15 protein-coding genes are annotated in these 17258 nt (G+C 68.8%); 9 read left to right on the top strand and 6 right to left on the bottom strand.

Features of this window, described 5'->3' with window-relative positions:
* Nucleotides 1-137 precede the first annotated feature (137 nt).
* The 4 genes from dgcN (at nucleotide 138) to ACFOGJ_RS28640 (ending at nucleotide 5200) form a co-directional block, all read left to right on the top strand.
* Nucleotides 138-1136, top strand: a complete 999-nt coding sequence (gene dgcN / locus ACFOGJ_RS28625) for an N-acetyltransferase DgcN (protein WP_379906712.1) — start codon at nucleotides 138-140, stop codon at nucleotides 1134-1136.
* 4 nt (nucleotides 1137-1140) lie between these two features.
* Entirely contained in the window at nucleotides 1141-2127 is a 987-nt protein-coding gene (gene dgcA / locus ACFOGJ_RS28630) for an N-acetyl-D-Glu racemase DgcA (RefSeq protein ID WP_379906713.1), read from the top strand.
* A gap of 133 nt (nucleotides 2128-2260) precedes the next feature.
* Nucleotides 2261-3418: an aminotransferase gene (locus ACFOGJ_RS28635; RefSeq protein ID WP_379906714.1), complete on the top strand. Its 1158-nt coding sequence runs from the start codon at nucleotides 2261-2263 to the stop codon at nucleotides 3416-3418.
* A gap of 150 nt (nucleotides 3419-3568) precedes the next feature.
* Nucleotides 3569-5200, top strand: coding sequence for a glucan biosynthesis protein (locus ACFOGJ_RS28640; protein ID WP_379906716.1), 1632 nt, complete (start codon nucleotides 3569-3571; stop codon nucleotides 5198-5200).
* Between the two features lie 13 nt (nucleotides 5201-5213).
* On the opposite strand, the gene ACFOGJ_RS28645 is transcribed toward ACFOGJ_RS28640, so the two are convergent.
* Together ACFOGJ_RS28645 and ACFOGJ_RS28650 are read right to left on the bottom strand one after the other, a co-directional pair.
* Nucleotides 5214-7556 carry an ATP-binding protein gene (locus tag ACFOGJ_RS28645; protein WP_379906717.1) on the bottom strand — a complete coding sequence of 781 codons (2343 nt, stop codon included), beginning with the start codon at nucleotides 7554-7556 and terminating at the stop codon, nucleotides 5214-5216.
* A gap of 4 nt (nucleotides 7557-7560) precedes the next feature.
* A complete protein-coding gene (locus tag ACFOGJ_RS28650; RefSeq protein WP_379906718.1) occupies nucleotides 7561-8565 on the bottom strand; it encodes an ABC transporter substrate-binding protein in 1005 nt (334 codons plus the stop codon).
* 220 nt (nucleotides 8566-8785) lie between these two features.
* Here ACFOGJ_RS28650 and typA point away from each other — a divergent pair, with 220 nt between their 5' ends.
* The 3 genes from typA (at nucleotide 8786) to ACFOGJ_RS28665 (ending at nucleotide 13065) form a co-directional block, all read left to right on the top strand.
* A complete protein-coding gene (typA, locus tag ACFOGJ_RS28655) occupies nucleotides 8786-10603 on the top strand; it encodes a translational GTPase TypA (RefSeq protein ID WP_379906719.1) in 1818 nt (605 codons plus the stop codon).
* 126 nt (nucleotides 10604-10729) lie between these two features.
* Nucleotides 10730-12208 (top strand): D-alanyl-D-alanine carboxypeptidase/D-alanyl-D-alanine endopeptidase, encoded by a 1479-nt coding sequence (gene dacB / locus ACFOGJ_RS28660; protein ID WP_379906720.1) that lies wholly within the window; start codon nucleotides 10730-10732, stop codon nucleotides 12206-12208.
* Between the two features lie 29 nt (nucleotides 12209-12237).
* Complete coding sequence (locus ACFOGJ_RS28665) at nucleotides 12238-13065, top strand: hypothetical protein (protein ID WP_379906721.1); 828 nt, start codon at nucleotides 12238-12240, stop codon at nucleotides 13063-13065.
* On the opposite strand, the gene ACFOGJ_RS28670 is transcribed toward ACFOGJ_RS28665, so the two are convergent.
* The gene (locus ACFOGJ_RS28670; RefSeq protein WP_379906722.1) at nucleotides 13019-13558 is read right to left on the bottom strand and encodes a nucleotidyltransferase family protein; all 540 of its coding nucleotides are present in this window, start codon (nucleotides 13556-13558) and stop codon (nucleotides 13019-13021) included. The two genes, ACFOGJ_RS28665 and ACFOGJ_RS28670, sit on opposite strands and share 47 nt — an antisense overlap.
* Before the next feature lie 118 nt (nucleotides 13559-13676).
* On the opposite strand from ACFOGJ_RS28670, the gene ACFOGJ_RS28675 reads away from it, so the two are divergent.
* Entirely contained in the window at nucleotides 13677-14672 is a 996-nt protein-coding gene (locus ACFOGJ_RS28675) for an NADPH:quinone oxidoreductase family protein (protein WP_379906723.1), read from the top strand.
* Between the two features lie 58 nt (nucleotides 14673-14730).
* On the opposite strand, the gene ACFOGJ_RS28680 is transcribed toward ACFOGJ_RS28675, so the two are convergent.
* Genes ACFOGJ_RS28680 through ACFOGJ_RS28690 form a run of 3 tightly spaced genes read right to left on the bottom strand, consistent with a single transcriptional unit; the run spans nucleotide 14731 to nucleotide 15964 of the window.
* Nucleotides 14731-15186, bottom strand: a complete 456-nt coding sequence (locus ACFOGJ_RS28680) for a hypothetical protein (RefSeq protein ID WP_379906724.1) — start codon at nucleotides 15184-15186, stop codon at nucleotides 14731-14733.
* Between the two features lie 15 nt (nucleotides 15187-15201).
* Nucleotides 15202-15612: a D-Ala-D-Ala carboxypeptidase family metallohydrolase gene (locus ACFOGJ_RS28685; RefSeq protein ID WP_379906725.1), complete on the bottom strand. Its 411-nt coding sequence runs from the start codon at nucleotides 15610-15612 to the stop codon at nucleotides 15202-15204.
* A 4-nt stretch (nucleotides 15613-15616) separates the two neighbouring features.
* A complete protein-coding gene (locus ACFOGJ_RS28690) occupies nucleotides 15617-15964 on the bottom strand; it encodes a hypothetical protein (protein WP_379906726.1) in 348 nt (115 codons plus the stop codon).
* A 58-nt stretch (nucleotides 15965-16022) separates the two neighbouring features.
* On the opposite strand from ACFOGJ_RS28690, the gene ACFOGJ_RS28695 reads away from it, so the two are divergent.
* A complete protein-coding gene (locus ACFOGJ_RS28695) occupies nucleotides 16023-17012 on the top strand; it encodes a hypothetical protein (RefSeq protein WP_379906727.1) in 990 nt (329 codons plus the stop codon).
* Nucleotides 17013-17258 lie beyond the last annotated feature (246 nt).

Below are 17258 nucleotides of genomic sequence, written 5' to 3' on the forward strand. Positions count from 1 at the left end.
GCGCTTGGCTTCCCCCATCATCCAGCGGTATGCACAGGCTGACACCGGCCACCGACGACCCCGCGCCGGCCTCCGGGAAGAGCCTGGAGACATCCGGTAGGACCGGGGCCGGCGGCCGCGCTGCAGGAGTTGAGCGAATGGAAAAGCCCTATCTGTTGTTTCTCGGCGATGCCCATGACCAGCTCGCGGCAAAGACCGCGGCGGGAATCGTGCACTGGCGCCCGGACTGGTGCGTCGGCCAGCTGCGCCTGGAGGGCTGCAAGGCCGATGTCGGCCTGACCGACATGGGCATTGCGGAAGCCAAGGCGCAGGGTGTCCGGACCATGGTGATCGGGGTGGTGAATTCCGGCGGCGTCCTGCCCGACAGCTGGATCGAGACGATCCTCGAGGCACTGGAGGCCGGTTTCGACATCGCCAGCGGCCTGCACAAGAAGCTGGGCAGCATCCCGCAGGTGGCGGAGCGGGCGAAGGCGCTGGGCCGCAGCCTGTACGACGTGCGCCACCCGACCCAGGACTTCGCCACCGGCAAGGGCAAGCGGCGCAGCGGCAAGCGCCTGCTGACCGTCGGCACCGACTGCTCGGTGGGCAAGAAGTACACCGCGCTGAGCCTGGAGAAGGGGCTGACCGACCGCGGCATCAAGGCGGATTTCCGCGCCACCGGGCAGACCGGCATCTTCATCGCCGGGCGCGGCATCCCGCTGGACGCGGTGATTGCGGACTTCATCTCCGGCGCGGTGGAATGGCTGACGCCGGACAACGAGCCCGACCATTGGGACCTGATCGAGGGCCAGGGCTCGCTGTTCCATCCCTCTTTCGCGGGCGTCAGCCTGGGCCTGCTGCACGGCGCGGCGCCGGACGCCCTGGTGCTGTGCCACGAGCCGACCCGCACCCACATGCGCGGCCTGCCGCACTACCCGATCCCGGACCTGCAGGCCTGCATGGCGCACAACCTGGCCTGCAGCCGGCTGACCAGCCCGGACGTGAAGTTCGTCGGCGTGGCGGTGGACACCCACAACCTGCCCGACGAGGCGGCGGCGCGCGCCTGTCTGAAGGAGATCGAGGCGCAGACCGGCCTGCCGGCCACCGACCCGGTGCGCTTCGGCGTGGACCCGATCCTCGACAACCTGCTGGCCTGAGCCGATGGCGCAGCGCAGCCTGACCGCGGGGGCGGAGGCCTGGCCGATCCGGGGCGTGTTCCGGATCAGCCGCGATGCCCGGACCGAGGTCCGTACCGTGGTCTGCCGGATCGCCGAGGGGGATGTTGTCGGCCAGGGCGAGTGCGTCCCCTATGCCCGCTACGGCGAGAGCGTGGACAGCGTCTGCGCCGCCATCGCCGAACAGGCCGATGCGATCGCCGGCGGCCTGGGGCGGGAGGAGCTGCGCCGGCGCATGAAGGCGGGCGCGGCGCGCAATGCCATCGACTGTGCCCTCTGGGACCTGGAGGCGAAGCTGGCCGGCCGGCCGGTGCACGAACTGGCCGGACTGCCGGCGCCGCAGCCGCTGATCACCGCCTTCACCCTGTCGCTGGACGATCCGGCGGCGATGGGGGAACAGGCGGCGGCCAATCGCCACCGGCCGCTGCTGAAGCTGAAGCTGGGCGGCGGAACGGCGGACCTGGACCGGGTCGCCGCGGTGCGCGCGGCCACCGACGCCACCCTGATCGTCGATGCGAACGAGGCCTGGGGCCCCGACGAGCTTGCCGTCATGCCGGCGGCACTCGCCCGGCTCGGCGTCTCCCTGATCGAACAGCCGCTGCCCGCCGGCAAGGACGCGGGCCTGGCCGGCATCCCGCACCCGGTCGCCTTCTGCGCCGATGAGAGCTGCCACGACCGGTCCGGGCTTGAGGCGCTGGTCGGGCGCTACGACGCCGTCAACATCAAGCTGGACAAGACCGGCGGGCTGACCGAGGCGCTGGACCTGCGGCAGGCGGCCCGCGAGGCCGGCCTGAAGGTCATGGTGGGCTGCATGCTGGCAACATCCCTGGCGATGGCGCCGGCGGTGCTGGTGGCGCAGGGTGCCGACTTCGTGGACCTGGACGGCCCGCTGCTGCTGGCCCGCGACCGCGATCCCGGCATCCAGTTCGACGACAGCCGGATGATGCCCCCGCCGGCCGCCCTCTGGGGCTGAGCCGAAAGCCGCCTCGCGCCCGAAAACTCCGATTGCAAGGCCTGGCCTTGCCCGGCTAAAGACAGCGGAATCGGCAACCGTGACAAGGTTGTGTCGGCTTCCTGCGCGTCGCGCAGTCGGGGAAGGGAACATCATGCGAGCGGTCAATCCGATCTATGACCGGATGGGCACAACCATCTTCCAGGCGATGAACGACCTGGCCCGGCAGCACGACGCCATCAACCTGGGCCAGGGCTTTCCCGACGACAACGGGCCGCAGGATCTGCGCCAGGCGGCAGCCGATGCGCTGATGAACGGCTGGAACCAGTACCCGCCGATGACCGGCATTCCGGAGGTCCGGCAGGCGCTGGCCCGCCACGAGAAACGCTTCTACGGCCTGGACCTGGACTGGACCGCCGAGACCCTGATCACCTCCGGCGCCACCGAGGCGCTGATCTGCGCGATCCTGTCGCTGATCGACACTGGCGACGAAGTGGTGATGTTCCAGCCGATGTATGACGCCTATGTGCCGATGGTGCAGCGGGCGGGCGGCGTGCCGCGGATCGTCACCCTTCGCCCGCCGCAATGGACCCTGAACCGCGACGACCTGGCCCGCGCCTTCGGCCCGAAGACCAAGGCGGTGATCCTCAACAACCCGCTGAACCCGACGGGCAAGGTCTTCTCGCCTGCAGAACTGGCGCTGATCGCGGAGTTCGTGGAAGCGAGCGACGCCTATGTCATCTCTGACGAGGTCTACGAGCACCTGGTCTATGACGGGCTGCGGCACGTGCCGTTCAACACCCTGCCCGGCATGTTCGAGCGCACGGTGAAGATCTCGTCCGCCGGCAAGATGTTCTCCCTGACCGGCTGGAAGATCGGCCTGATCACGGGCCAGGCGGATCTGCTGGCGCCGGTCATCAAGGCGCACCAGTTCCTGACCTTCACCACGCCGCCCAACCTGCAGGCAGCCGTTGCCGTCGGCCTGGACAAGGAGGACGGCTATTTCGACGGACTGGCGCAGCGCATGCAGGCGGGCCGCGACCACCTGGTGGCCGGCTTCCGCCGCATGGGGATCGCCACCCACGACTGCGCCGGCACCTATTTCGTGAACATCGACATCGGCTCCACCGGCTTCAACGGCGACGATGTCGCCTTCTGCCGCCACCTGACGGAGGAGGCGCGGGTGACCGCGATCCCCGTCTCCGCCTTCTGCCACGAGACGCCGATCACCGACACCGCCCGCTTCTGCTTCTGCAAGTCCACCGCTACGCTGGATGCGGCGCTGGACCGGATGGAGCGCCATTTCCGCTGACCGCGGACACCGGACCCGGCCGCCGCGCGGCGATGGAACATTGCCACCGCTTCGCTGTTATCCCTGTTCACAGCCAGACCGTTTCACTGCCAGATCGCTTCACTGCCGGCCCGCTTCACTGCCGGCCCGCCCCGCAACAGACGACCACCGATGAACCGACGCGAGATCCTGAGCGCTTCCATCAGCCTTGCCGCTCTGGGCCTGCTGCCCGGCTCCCTGCAGGCCGCTGCCGGCAACGGCGCCGGCACCGCCGCGCCGGCTGCGCCGGCCGGCCCCCTGATCCTCGGCCCGCCGGTGCCGTTCAGCTTCGAGCGCCTGAAGGCGGAGGCCGAAGCGGCCGCGGCACGGCCCTGGCAGGCTGGCCCCAACCCGCACCGGGAGATCCTGGATCGCATCGACTATGACGCCTTCCAGGCGATCCGCTTCCGCAAGGCGGCCGCGCTCTGGGCCGATGGCGGCGGCGGCGACCCGGTGCAGCTGTTCCATCTCGGCCGCTATTTCCAGGATCCCTGCCGGATCTGGGTGGTCGGCGACGGTACGGCGCGGGAGATCCTGTACCGGCAGGACTATTTCGACATGCCGGCCGACCATGTGGCGCGGGCCCTGCCGGACGATATCGGCTTTTCCGGCTTCCGGATCGCCATGCCGGGCCAGCAGGGGGACTGGATCGCCTTCCTCGGCGCCTCCTATTTCCGGACCGCCGGCGCGCGCGGCCAGTACGGCCTGTCGGCCCGCGGCCTGGCGATCGACACCGGCCTGGACACGCCGGAGGAATTCCCCCGCTTCACCGGCTTCTGGCTGCAGCGCATCCCCGGCGAACAGGGCCGCGTGATCGTCTATGCGCGCCTGGACAGCCCCAGCATCGCCGGCGCCTTCCGCATCGACTGCCGCAACCATGGCCAGAGCGGCACGGCGGCCGACGGGGTGGAGATGGACGTCGACTGCGCGCTGTTCCCGCGCACGCCGATCCGGCGCCTGGGGATCGCGCCGCTGACCAGCATGTTCTGGTATGGCGAGACCCATGGCCGGCAGGCGCGGGACTGGCGGCCGGAGATCCACGATTCCGACGGCCTGGCGATCTGGACCGGCAGCGGCGAGCGGATCTGGCGACCGCTGAAGAACCCGCCGCGGGTGATGACCAATTCGTTCCAGGACAGCGATCCGAAGGGCTTCGGCCTGCTGCAGCGCGATCGCGCCTTCGACCATTACCAGGACGATGGCGTGTTCTACGATCGCCGCCCCTCCCTGTGGGTGGCGCCCAAGGGGGACTGGGGCCGCGGCCAGGTGCAGCTCGTCGAGATCCCGACCGACGACGAGATCCACGACAATATCGTCGCCTACTGGGTGCCGGAGGCGCCGGCGGAACCCGGCCAGCGGCTGGCGTTCGGCTATCGGCTGCTGTGGGACGGGGCGATCCCCGCCGCCCGCGCCCTGGGCCGGACCGTGGCGACCTGGAGCGGCGCCGGCGGCGTGCCCGGGCAGCCGCGCCCGGAGGGGGTCACCCGCTTCGTGGTGGATTTCGAGGGCGGCGACCTGGCCGCCTTCGGCCGCGGCGAGGTCGCCCCGGAAGTCACCCTCTCCCGCGGCGCCGCCGGACTGCAGGACGCCCATCCGGTGGTCGGCCGCCCGGGCCGGATCCGTGCCTTTTTCGAAGTGCAGGCGGCGGGCGCGGAGCCGGTGGACATGCGGCTCTATCTGAAGGGCGCGGGCAAGCGGCGGGCTGCCGGCGCCCTGACGGAGACCTGGCTCTACCAGTACTTTCCGGAGGCGGAAGGCTACTAGCGCCGCGCTCCCACTAGCCGCCGGCGGTCCGCGCACCGGCAGAACTGACGGCATCTCCGCTCAGCGTAGCCATCAGCCGCTCTGTCTCCCGGCGGGTGACCGCGACCAGGTCCGGCAGGTCGGCCATCGCCGCGGCCCCGTCACCGCCGCCGGGCCCGCCCTGTTCCAGCTGCCGCAGCCGCGCCGCCAGCGCGGCGAAGCCGAAATTGCTGGCGACGCCGGCCAGGGCATGCACCTCCCGGGTGAACTGGACCGGGCTGCCGCAGAGGTCCGGCAGATGCGGCATGCGGTCCTCGAGATGGGCCAGCGCCTCCTGCTGCGAGGCGATGGCCTGGTCGGCGCCCAGATAGGTCAGCAGATCCTCCATCTGCTGCCGGTCGACGATCCCTGCAACCGGCGGCGATGCAGGAACAGGGGCGACAACCGGCGCGGCGGAGGCAGGCGTCGCGGCACGGTCGCGGCGATCGATGCGAACCCGCGAGACATTGCGCCCGGTGACCTCGGACAGGCGGGAATAGAGCTCGTCCCACACCACCGGCTTGGCGAGGCAGCCGGTCATGCCGGCTGCCAGATAGGTCTGCACCTGTTCGTGGAAGGCATTCGCGGTCAGGCCCAGGATCGGCAGATCCGCCCAGTCCGCACCGCTTGCACGGATCTGGCGGGTGGCCTCGATCCCGTCCATGACGGGCATGTTGATGTCCATGAGGACAACGTCGAAGGGTCCGGAACCGGCCAGGCGGCGCAGCGCCTCTCGGCCGTCGCCGGCCTCTTCGACACGATGGCCGGCGGCGGTGAGGAACTCGCGGACGATATCGCGGTTGAAGGCGACATCCTCAACCACAAGGACCGACAGCGGGGCGTCGGGCAGCTTTGCGCCGGCGCTCTCGCGGGCCGCCGCCGCAGGTGCCAGCGGCAGGTCCACCGCCACGCGGAAACAGGCGCCGCCGCCCGCCGCCTCGCCGACGCTGATCACGCCGCCCATCCGGTGCACGATGCGGGCGGTGATCGCCAACCCCAGGCCGGCACCCGACTGCGTGGCATCGCCGCTCTGCTCCAGCTGCACGAATTCCCCGAAGATGCGCTCCCGCGCCTCCGCCGGGACCCCCGGCCCGGTATCGCTGACCGTCAGGGACAGCAGCCGGCGGCCGGAGCCGCTTGCCGTCACCCCGCCCGCAACCTCGACCTCGCCCGACGGGGTGAACTTGATCGCATTGCCGACCAGGTTGATCAGCACCTGCCGCAGCCGCGGCTCGTCGCCCTGGAGCCGGCAACCCTCGCCCCCTTCGAAGGCGAAGGCGGTCCGCAGATGCAGGCCCCGCTCCGCCGCCTCGGCGGCCAGCAGGCCCTCCACGCCGCGGACCAGCTGGTCCGGGTCGAACGGCGCCACGGCCAGCTCGAAATGCCCCGCCTCCATGCGCGAGAAGTCGAGAACCTGGTTGACCAGGGCCAGCAGATGGCTGCCGGCGGTGCGGGCCAGCGCCAGGTCGGCGGCGATTGCCGGCAAGGCGGTCCGGCCCGCTGCCAGCTCCAGCCGCCCCAGCAGGCCGCTCAGGGGGGTACGCAGCTCGTGGCTGACGGAGGCGACGAAGTTGGATTTCGCGCGGCTCAGGTCCTCGGCCCGCCGGCGCTGCTCGGCCTCGCGCTGCATCGCCTCGAAGAGGCGCGCCCGCATCTCCTCCAGCCGCCCCAGCAGCTCGCCCGCCTCCCCGCTCCCCGTCGCCGGGATCGGCACGGCCAGCTGGCCGTCGGCCAGGCCGCGGATCGTCCCGCCCAGCTCCTCGTAGGTCGACAGCAGATAGCGCCGGGTGACCCAGTAGTGGCTGCCGGCGAGGACCAGCAGGACGGCGATCGCGGCCAATGCGGCGGCGACCAGCCAGCGGTGCTGTTCCGCGGTACTCAGGATCGTCTCGCCCTCGATTTCCTCGATGCGGGACAGCAGGGCGTCCTTGTTGGTCCGCAGACGCATCACGAGGACATTGCGGATGATCGCCGGTTCCGCCCCGCTCAGCTGGCCCAGCCGCTCGAACGACTGGTCCATCGCACGGATCCGGCTGAGGAACTCTTCCCGCAGCTGGGGCATGTCGGGCAGCGGCCCCTCTTCGCCCAGCAGCCGCGTCTGAAGGTCGAGGGACAGTTTCCGCCATTGCTGCAGCGGCCGCTCGCCCGCGCCGTCAAGGAGAAGCTCCGAGGTCAGGCCCTCCGCCCGCAGCATGTCGGCGCGCAGCAGGGCCAGTCTCGACGACCTCTCCTCCATGCGCACGACAAGGACGATGGCCGTCGCGATCACGGCCGCCAGGAACAGCGCGGTCGCACTGACCCCGAGGTTGAACAGCAGGGCCTTGGTGCGCAGCTTCATGCCGCTACCACACCATCTGCACGGCCGCCGGTGCAACGTCGGCCAGCGGCTGCGGCCGGACCCGCTGCAGGGCATTGATCGCGCCGTCGCCGGCCAGACCCGCCGACTGCAGCCAGCGCGCCTCCATCTCCATCAGCAGCAGCAGGTCCTGCGGCAGCACGACGCCCAGCGAATGTTTCGGCCAGACCCGGTCGACCTCTGCCGGGCCCAGCCGGAGCACCGGCATGATGTAGCGCTTGGCCCGCTCGGGATCGCGCCGGGCCAGGGCGTCCGCCTCGATCAGCGCCGCCAGCACCGCGCGCAGGGCCTCCGGCCGCCGCCGCTCCAGGTCGCAGGGCCCCTGCAGGACGAAATAATAGTGCTGCATGCTCTGATCCCTGTAGTCGACCAGCCGGTCCCGCAGCAGTTCACGGATCTGCGTCGCGTGCGGCTCCCAGACGATCGCGGCGTCGATCTCCCCGTCGCGCATCGCCCGGACCATGTCCTTCGGGATCAGGTCGACCAGGACGACATCCTCCTCCGGCACCTGTTCCAGCGCCAGGTACTGCCAGAGGAAGAAGCGGGCGACGCTGCCCTGCGTCACGCCGATCCGCTTGCCGGCAAGGTCCGCCGGGGCCGGCCCGACCCTGCCGGCATGGGCGAGGAGCTGCACCGTGCGGGATGCGGAAAGGGTGCCGTAGATGCACAGGTCGGCGCCACCGGCGACCCGGGTGGTGAAGGCGAACTCCGAGCTGGCGGCCAGGTCCAGTGTGCCGTTCTCGGTCCGGTCCAGCCCCTCGACGCCGGAGGTCAGGCGCTCGATCTCCACCTCGACCCCGGCATCGTCGAAGGCACCCATGGCCTGCGCGATCCAGACCAGCAGGCCGGTGCCGGAGGTGCCGATCCGGAACGGCTCTTCCGCACGCGCAGGCACCGCGACCGCAAGGCCGAGGCCCAGCGCGAGCGTCAGGGCAGCGGCGCGGATCGCCGGGCGGCACGATACAGGCGCGAAGATGGGGTAGAGGCCCATGCGGGTACTCCGGATTGCCGACATGGGGAAGGATGGGGCGGGTGCGTTAAATTTCCGTTCAAACCTTTCGGAGCAGTATTCCGGGCAATACCCCGCGCAGAATCCCGGCGCCCCGCGATCTCGCAGTTGCAGCATGCGCGTTGTCGCGCCGCAGCGCGCCGGGTATAAGGCAGCGCGCGCGCCCTGTGCGGCGCCCCCGAACCTTCAGACAGTGTGCCCCTTGGACCGTCGCAATATCGCCATCATCGCCCATGTCGACCATGGCAAGACAACCCTGGTCGATTCCCTCCTGCGCCAGTCTGGCGCCTTCCGCGCCAACCAGCAGGTGGCGGAGCGCGCGCTCGACCGCAACGACCTGGAACGTGAGCGCGGCATCACCATCCTGGCGAAATGCACCGCGGTCGACTGGCAGGACGTGCGGATCAACATCGTCGACACGCCCGGCCATGCCGATTTCGGCGGTGAGGTGGAGCGCATCCTGTCGATGGTCGACGGCGTGATCCTGCTGGTCGATGCCGCCGAGGGGCCGCTGCCGCAGACCAAGTTCGTCACCCAGAAGGCGCTGCGGCTGGGCCTGCGGCCGATCGTCGTGGTCAACAAGATCGACCGCCCCGACGCCCGCCCCGAAGAGGTGCACGAGGAGGTCTTCGACCTGTTCGCCGCCCTGGACGCGAGCGACGCGCAGCTCGACTTCCCGATGCTCTATGCCTCCGGCCGGGAAGGCTGGGCGGTGACCGAGCTGGACGAGGAGCGCAAGGACCTGGCGCCGATGTTCCGCCTGATCCTGGACCATGTCCCGCCGCCGAAGGCGGAACCGGACGCGCCCTTCGCGATCCTCGCCTCGATCCTGGAGGCCGATCCCTATCTGGGGCGCATCCTGACCGGCCGGATCCAGGCCGGCCGGGTCGCGGTCAACCAGATGGTCCGCGCCCTGCGCCCCGACGGCACCGAGGTGGAGCGCGCGCGGATCAGCAAGCTCCTGTCCTTCCGCGGGCTGGAGCGGGTGCCGGTCGAAAGCGGCGAGGCCGGCGACATCGTCGCGATCGCGGGCCTGCAGAAGGCCACCGTCGCCGACACCCTGGGCGCGCTGGACCTGGAAGCCGCCCTGCCCGCCACGCCGATCGACCCGCCGACCCTGGCGATGACCTTTTCCGTCAACACCTCGCCGCTGGCCGGCCGCGACGGCGACAAGGTCACCAGCCGGGTGCTTTGGGCCCGCCTGCAGCGCGAGGCGGAGGGCAATGTCGCGATCAAGGTGACGGAGAGCGAGGACAAGGACAGTTTCGAGGTCGCCGGCCGCGGCGAGCTGCAGCTCGGCGTGCTCATCGAAACCATGCGGCGGGAAGGCTACGAGGTCGCGGTCAGCCGGCCGCGGGTGCTGTCGCGCCGCGATCCCCAGACCGGCCAGGAACTGGAGCCGCTGGAGAATGTGCAGATCGACGTCGACGACGCCTATACCGGCCCGGTGGTGGAGAAGATGTCGGAGCGCCGCGCGGAGCTGCAGGACATGCGCCCCTCCGGCGGCGGCAAGACCCGGCTGACCTTCATCGCCCCCAGCCGCGGCCTGATCGGCTATCACGGCGAGTTCCTGACCGACACCCGCGGCACCGGCATCATGCACCGGGTGTTCCATGCCTACGGGCCGCATCGCGGCCCGATCCCGGGCCGCCGCAACGGCGTCCTGGTCTCCAACGCCGACGGCGCCGCCGTGGCCTATGCCCTGTGGAACCTGGAAGAGCGCGGCGCGCTGATGGTGGAGCCCGGGACCGAGGTCTACCAGGGCATGATCGTGGGCGAGAACAGCCGCGACAACGACCTGGACGTGAATCCGCTGAAGGCGAAGCAGCTGACCAACATCCGCGCTGCCGGCAAGGACGATGCGGTGAAGCTGACCCCGCCCCTGCGGATGACTCTGGAAAAGGCGCTGGCCTATATCGACGACGACGAGCTGGTCGAGGTGACGCCGAAGGCGATCCGCCTGCGCAAGCGCCACCTGCTGCCGCACGAGCGCCGCAAGGCCAGCCGCGCCGCTTCCTGACCATTTCCGGCCGCCCTCCGATCTTCAGGCGGGGGCCGGCTTCCAATCCGCCCGCGCCCCGTGCCACTCTCCGGCCGCGCCCCGCCGAAGGGGCGCCGGGAGAAGGTGCCGCATGGAGGTTGGGAAGTGCTGAAAGGCCTGCGTCCGGCCGGCTGGCTGCCGGTGTTCTACCTGCTCGCCCTGCTGGCATCCCTGTTGTCCAACGCCGCGCCGCTCCGCGCGCAGGAAGCGGCGGGCCTGCCGGCGATGGCCGCGATGGGCGCCGACGTCACCGCCCTGGTGGTGCGCTTCGACGACCAGGGCCGCGCCCACCGGATCGCTTCGATGAATGCCGACCAGCCGCTGTCGCCGGCCTCGGTCAGCAAGCTGTTCGTCGCCGCCGACGCCCTGCGCACCTATGGCGCCGGGCATGAATTCTCCACCCCGCTCTACGGCACCGGCCCGGTGCAGGGCGGCGTGCTGCAGGGCGACCTGATCTATGTCGCCTCCGGCGATCCGTCGATCACCCAGGACGATCTGGGCCGCATGGCCGACATGCTGCGCGCCAGCGGCGTGCAGCGGATCACCGGCCGGCTGCGGGTGAACCTGCTGCGCTTCGGCCCGCTGGACTGCGAGATCAAGGACCGCTGCCAGGCGCTGCGACGCTCCGCACATGCCTATGACGCCCCGCTGGCCGCCGCGGCCACCGACTTCGGCACCGTCGCGGTGATGGTCACGCCGGGCAGCGGCGCCGGCGCGCCGGCGAATGTGTCGATGCTGCCCTTCCCGATCCCGGCGGTGCGGATCAACGCGGCGGTGAAGACCCATGCCAGCAGCATGGCCCTGAACGCGGGCCGCCAGACCGCCGACGGGGTCGACACCATCAATGTCAGCGGCTCCATGCCGGCCGGCGCTGCCCCCTTCATCTTCCACCGCGCGATCAGCAACCCGCCGCTGGTGCTGGGGCAGATCCTGCACGGCTATCTGCAGCGCAGCGGCATCCGGATCGACGGCGGTGTCACGGTGGAGGATGCGCCGGTGCCGGCGGATGCGCGGCAGCTGATGGCCTTCAACGGCCAGCGCCTCGGGTTGATCCTGGCCGACATGCTGCGCTTTTCCAACAATGCCATCGCCGACATCCTGACCCTGGACCTGGCCGCCGACCTGCGGCCGGGGCAGCGGCAGAGCCTGGCCGCGGCCTCCGGCCGCCTGGGAGAGACGGTGCTGGGCCCCGGCGACGGGCAGGACCCGCAGCTTTTCAGCGGCAGCGGGCTGAGCCCGGAAAGCCGGGTCAGCGCGGCGGCGATCGTCGCCCTGCTGCACGGCATGTACCTGGACACCGCCAGCTTCCCCGACTTCTATGCCGGGCTGGAAGTGCCGATGAGCGCCCGCGGCCGCACCATCAAGCGCGGCAATACCGACTGGCGCACCCGGGTTGCGGGAAAGACCGGCTGGCTGTCGGAGCCGCGCTCGGTGTTCGGCTTCGCCGGCTACTGGCGGGCGCGCGGCGGCGGCTTCGGCGCCTTCGCCTTCCTGGTGAACAGCCGCAAGGGCCGTCCCTTCGGCCGCGGCCATGCCTTCGACGCGGTGCGCAGCGACATCAGCGCCATCCTGCAGCAGTACTGAACCGGGCTCGAGGGCGGAGGGGGCAGGCGATGCTCGACGGCCTGCTGCTGGCCAAGACCGTGGTGACCGGCAGCGTCGTGATCGGCCTGTCGATCCTGGCGGAACGCGCCGGGCCGCGGATCGCCGGCGTGCTGGCCGGCCTGCCGCTGGGCACCGCGATCCTCTATTTCTTCATCGGGCTGGAACAGGGGCCGGGCTTCGTCGTGGCCGCCGCCGGCCATACCCTGGGCGGGCTGATCGCGACCCTGGCGCTCTGCTACGCCTATTGGCAGGCCTCGCGGCACGCCACCGACCCGGCCCGGCGGCTTCGCGGCCTGGCGCGGGCCTGCCTCGCCGCTCTGCCCGCCTTCGGCCTCGCCGCCTGGCTGCTCTCCCTGCTGGAATTGGGCTTTGCCGCCGCCGCCGGGCTGACCCTTGTCGCCATCGCGGCGGCGATGGCGGCGATGCATGCGATCCCGGAACAGGCGATGGTCCGGCGGGTGCGCCTGACCCCGCTCATGCTGCTGGTGCGGGCCGGAACCGCGGTCGCCGTGGTGCTGGCGGTCACCGGCACCGCGGACCTGATCGGGCCCCATTGGGCGGGCCTGCTCTCCGGCTTCCCGCTCACCTTCTTCCCGCTGCTGCTGGTGATCCATGCCAGCTATTCGGCGCAGCATGCGCATGGCCTGCTGCGCAACTTCCCGTTCGGCCTGGGCTCGGTCACCGCCTATATCGTCTGCGCCCATTTCGCCTTCGGCGCCCTGGGGGTGGTCGCCGGCAGCGCGGTGTCGATGGCGGCCGGACTGGCCTATCTCCTGGCCTACTGGCTGGTCAGCCGCGCGCTGCGGCCGCGTCGCGGCGGCGGTGCGCCGGCCTGAGCGGCCGGGCCAGCCGCAATCGGGGCCAGCGGCGGCGCCAGCGCTTCGCAGCCAGGCGGGCGCGGAACTGCCGATGCTTTTCCCCGGCAAAGGCCGGGGTCGGTCGCAGCCGCAACCCGAACAGGTCCGCCACCCCGAATGGCGCCAGCACCTCCAGCCGCCCGCCGCGCAACCGCAGCGCGACGGCTGTCGCCGTCTCGGGCCAGTGCCGCATCGCCGCGGCGCAGTCGCGATAGGGCGGATCGCCGTTGCGCAGATGCATGCGGGCCTGGTTCTTCACCGACCAGGCGATGTGCGGCATCGCTGCGCGCAGCCGTGCTTCCAGCCGGCGGTCCAGGGCGGCATCGCCGCCGGTTGCGAACCAGATCACGTCGACATCGCCGCGCGGCCGCCGCAGGGGCCGGCCGTGCAGCTGGTCCCAGGCCGCCTCGCGCAGTGCGCCGGCGGCGATCCAGGCATCGGGCAGGTCCAGCCGCTGCAGGCCGCGCAGCATGGCCAGGCGCCCAGGTGCGGCCAGCACGAGGCGCCCGAGGCGGCGGCGTTCGGCTTCCGATGGCTGCCGGCGCATCATCCTGTCGCGCGGGCGCGCGGCTGTCGGTAGGATCGGGGGCATGACCGAAACCTACCATGCCATGATCTGCCGCCGGCTGGGCGGCCCCGGGGTCCTGACCTGGGAGGCGCAGGAACGCCGGCCGCTGAAGCCGGACCAGCTGCGCATCCGCCTCGCCGCCGCCGCCGCGAACTTCCCCGACATGCTGATGCTGCGGGGGGAGTACCAATACAAGCCGGAGCTGCCCTTCGTGCCGGGCTTCGAGGGCGCCGGCCATGTGATCGAGGCGGGGCCGGAGGTTCGGCGCTTCGCGGTCGGCGATTCGGTGATCGTGAACCTGCGGGTCGGCGCCTTCGCGGAAGAGGTCGTGGTGCCGGAAGGCGCGCTGATGGCGGTACCCCGGGGCTTCAGCATGGCGGAGGCCGCGGCCTTCCCGGTCGCGGCCTCGACCGCCTATTGCGCCCTGGTGCCGCGCGGCCGGATCCGGCCGGGGGAGACATTGCTGGTGCATGGCGCCGGCAGCGGCGTCGGGCTGACGGCGGTGGAGATCGGCCACCTGATGGGTGCCCGGGTGATCGCCTGCGCCTCCACGCCGGAAAAGCGCCAGGCGGCGCTGACGAAGGGGGCGGACCTGGCGATCGACAACCGCACCAGCTTCCGCGACGCGGTGATGGAGGCGACCGGCGGCCGCGGCGTCGACATCGCCTACGACCCGGTCGGCGGCGAGATCTTCACCGAGACTCTGCGCTGCATGGCCCGCCGCGGCCGGCTGCTGGTGATCGGCTTCGCCAGCGGCACCCTGCCGGCGGCGCCCGCCAACCGGGTGCTGCTGAAGGATTGCGACATCGTCGGCGTCCGCGCCGGCGAATTCGGCCGCCAGGACCCGCTCGCCGGCCGCCGGATGAAGGAGGACATGCTGGCCTTGGCCGATGCCGGCCACCTGAAGCCGCTGATCACCGACACCATGCCGGTGACCGAGGCCAACGCCGCGCTGCAGCGCTTCGTCGACCGCACGGTCGCCGGCAAGATCGTGCTGTCGATACCGGGGGCGGGGTGAGGGGGCGGGGTGATGCCGGGACGCCCCCGCACGACTGTCGGATAGAGGTGCAGCGGATCTACCGCCGGACAGGCGCCCGGTCGCCGAACCACCAGGCGACCGCCATCGCGGCCAGGTAGACGATCTGGCTGCTCACTTCGGCCCGCAGGCCCAGGTCGGTGACCCGCATCACCACCCAGCCGGTCAGCAGCAGCAGGGTGAGGGTCAGCGCCGGCCGGACGAGGCGCAGCACCGCGGCCACCCAGCGATAGCTCTCGCCGGCCGCGCCGTCATGGCTGTAGCTGGCGACCCGGGCACTGCGCCAAGCTTCCGTCTCGGCTAGTACTCGCTCCGACTCAAGCTCCGTCTGGCGCAATTCAGCCTGGCGATCGAACAGCGCCAGCTCATGGGCCTGTTCCAGGACGAGGGTCTTCCTCTTCTCGCGCAGCTCCAGCCATCCGAACACCTTGCCGACCAGGGTGCCGATGAGGCCGGTGGCTCCACCGAAAAGTGCAGAGAACAGCATCTCGATCATTTCTGGTCGCCTTTCCTACCAGCGGGCCCGATGGCCGCGATCGTCCACATGGACGAAGCTGCGATAGCCGGTACCGATGCCGCCGAAGCCGACATCTTCCGCGGCCCGGATCAGCTGCCACTTATCGATACCTCGGATCAGGATGTCGTAGGCCGTGGACTGCCGCACCGCCGTCGCCCGATGCTGTGACAGCGGTGCGCCGCCGACCCGCGCATTGTGCAGCGGGCAGCGGCTGGCGGAGTTCAGGTGCAAAGGGATGCCGACCGCGTTGCGCAACGCCTCCAGTTTGTCCAGGCTGGCCTCCGTGGGGTTCGCTAACGGCTTGCCGTCGCGGCTGTGCAGGCAGGAACCGTCGCAGCCTCGGCAACGCAGTTCATCCCAGCGAAAATGCGGCCGCGCGTAGATGGCGGTTCGGCTCAAAGGCATTGCCCTACCCTCCCGCGCCCTGCCGCAGCCCGTGCAGCGCGATTTGAATCGTCGACAACGTCTGCTGCAGTTCGGCCCAAATCCGGAACAACCCGAGGAGCACCCCAGCCCCGGCGAGGATCGTGCTCGTCAGCAGCCACCACCACCGCCGGTGCAGTTCCCGCAGTTCGTCGCGGGCTTCGCTCCAGCGCTCTGCACAGTGGTCTTCGTGGCTCTCGATCCGAGTCAGCGCCATAGCCGCGATTTGCCTTGCTTCGTGATCTTCGGGCATTTTGGAGTTAACCTTGATCTGATTGGAGAACGGTCTCTTGAGTGGAATAAAATGCACGATTTTGCGAATTACATTCGTCAATCCGGAAACATTTCGCAGCTCAATAGAAATGTGACAAAATGATTTGTCGGAGAATAATATGAAAAACGAAATTTTCGAAAAATATCTACATAGCGTCGATCTGGACAATGAATTATTTGGAGAAGAGGAAGCATTCAGAAAAACAGATCTTGTTCTAAAAAACGGATACTACCACACAAACGTCGTTTCCCCGTTTTTCACAAAATTCTCAAAGAATAGAGACTTTCGATCAGCTCAGAATTTGCACGACAGTCTCATTTTAAACGGCTTTCGATACTGGTCTTCTGAAGAAGAAAAATTAAGGCTAGATGGGATTAGAAAAGAAATCCCTCCTATTATGGTCGTGACATTGCCGAAATCAGGCAGTGTTTATATTCAAAACAATTTATCTATTTCTTTAAAAATACCCCATATTCAGATTAGCCTTGCGAGATTTCCAAACGATTATATTCTTTCCGAATCATTAAAAATATTTGCCATGGGAGGGGCTGTTTCTCAAACCCATCTTGATCCTAGTATGGAAAATCTGGAAATACTTCATCGCGCAGGAATCAAGCACATCCATGTACACGTAAGAGATCCAAGACAAGCAACTGTCTCATGGGCAAAATACCTGTCAAACGAAGTGGTTGGGAAGCTATCTCATCAGCGTCATCTTGCCGACCCGCCATTGCCCAAAGGCTTTGATGAACTACCGGAAGCTATCAAATTTGAGTGGTTTGCAACGAACCACTATCCGTCTTGCATAAGATGGATAGTTCAATGGTTGGCTGTTTCACAGTCAGACAACCGTTTCAATATAACTTTCACAGACCACTCGGAATTTGAGAAGAGCAACAGTGGATTGATAAAAATCATCGTAGAAAATTTTGGTAAAAGCATGCACTTCGATCCTCAAAAAATCCAAGAACCTGAGGTGGGAAAGGCCCATTTTCGAAGAGGCTTGAATGACGAATGGCGAGATTGCTTCACCCCCGCCATTCAAAAATGGATGAACTCTCTGTTGCCTCAGGGCCTATGCGCTAAGTTTCATTGGCCAATGGCGTAATTACCCATATTCTTTGATTCGTACTAAACCGCTCCCACCATCGGCATAGCCAGCCGGGTTGCCTGCAGAACCTCCACCTCCCCCACCATAAACTTGGCCGACTTCACCGGTACCATCTGGATTGTCGGCCCCCATCCCACCCGAACCACTCGGGGCAATTTCGGCGGCCCCTCCGACGCCCCCAAGTGGGGGCACCGCGTCTTCTCCGGCCGCTCCGTTTGATGATGCGTTGGGGGGGGGACCGCC

Origin of the sequence: Marinibaculum pumilum, from assembly GCF_042646425.1 — a bacterium.
Classification (GTDB): Bacteria; Pseudomonadota; Alphaproteobacteria; order Ferrovibrionales; family Ferrovibrionaceae; genus Marinibaculum; species Marinibaculum pumilum.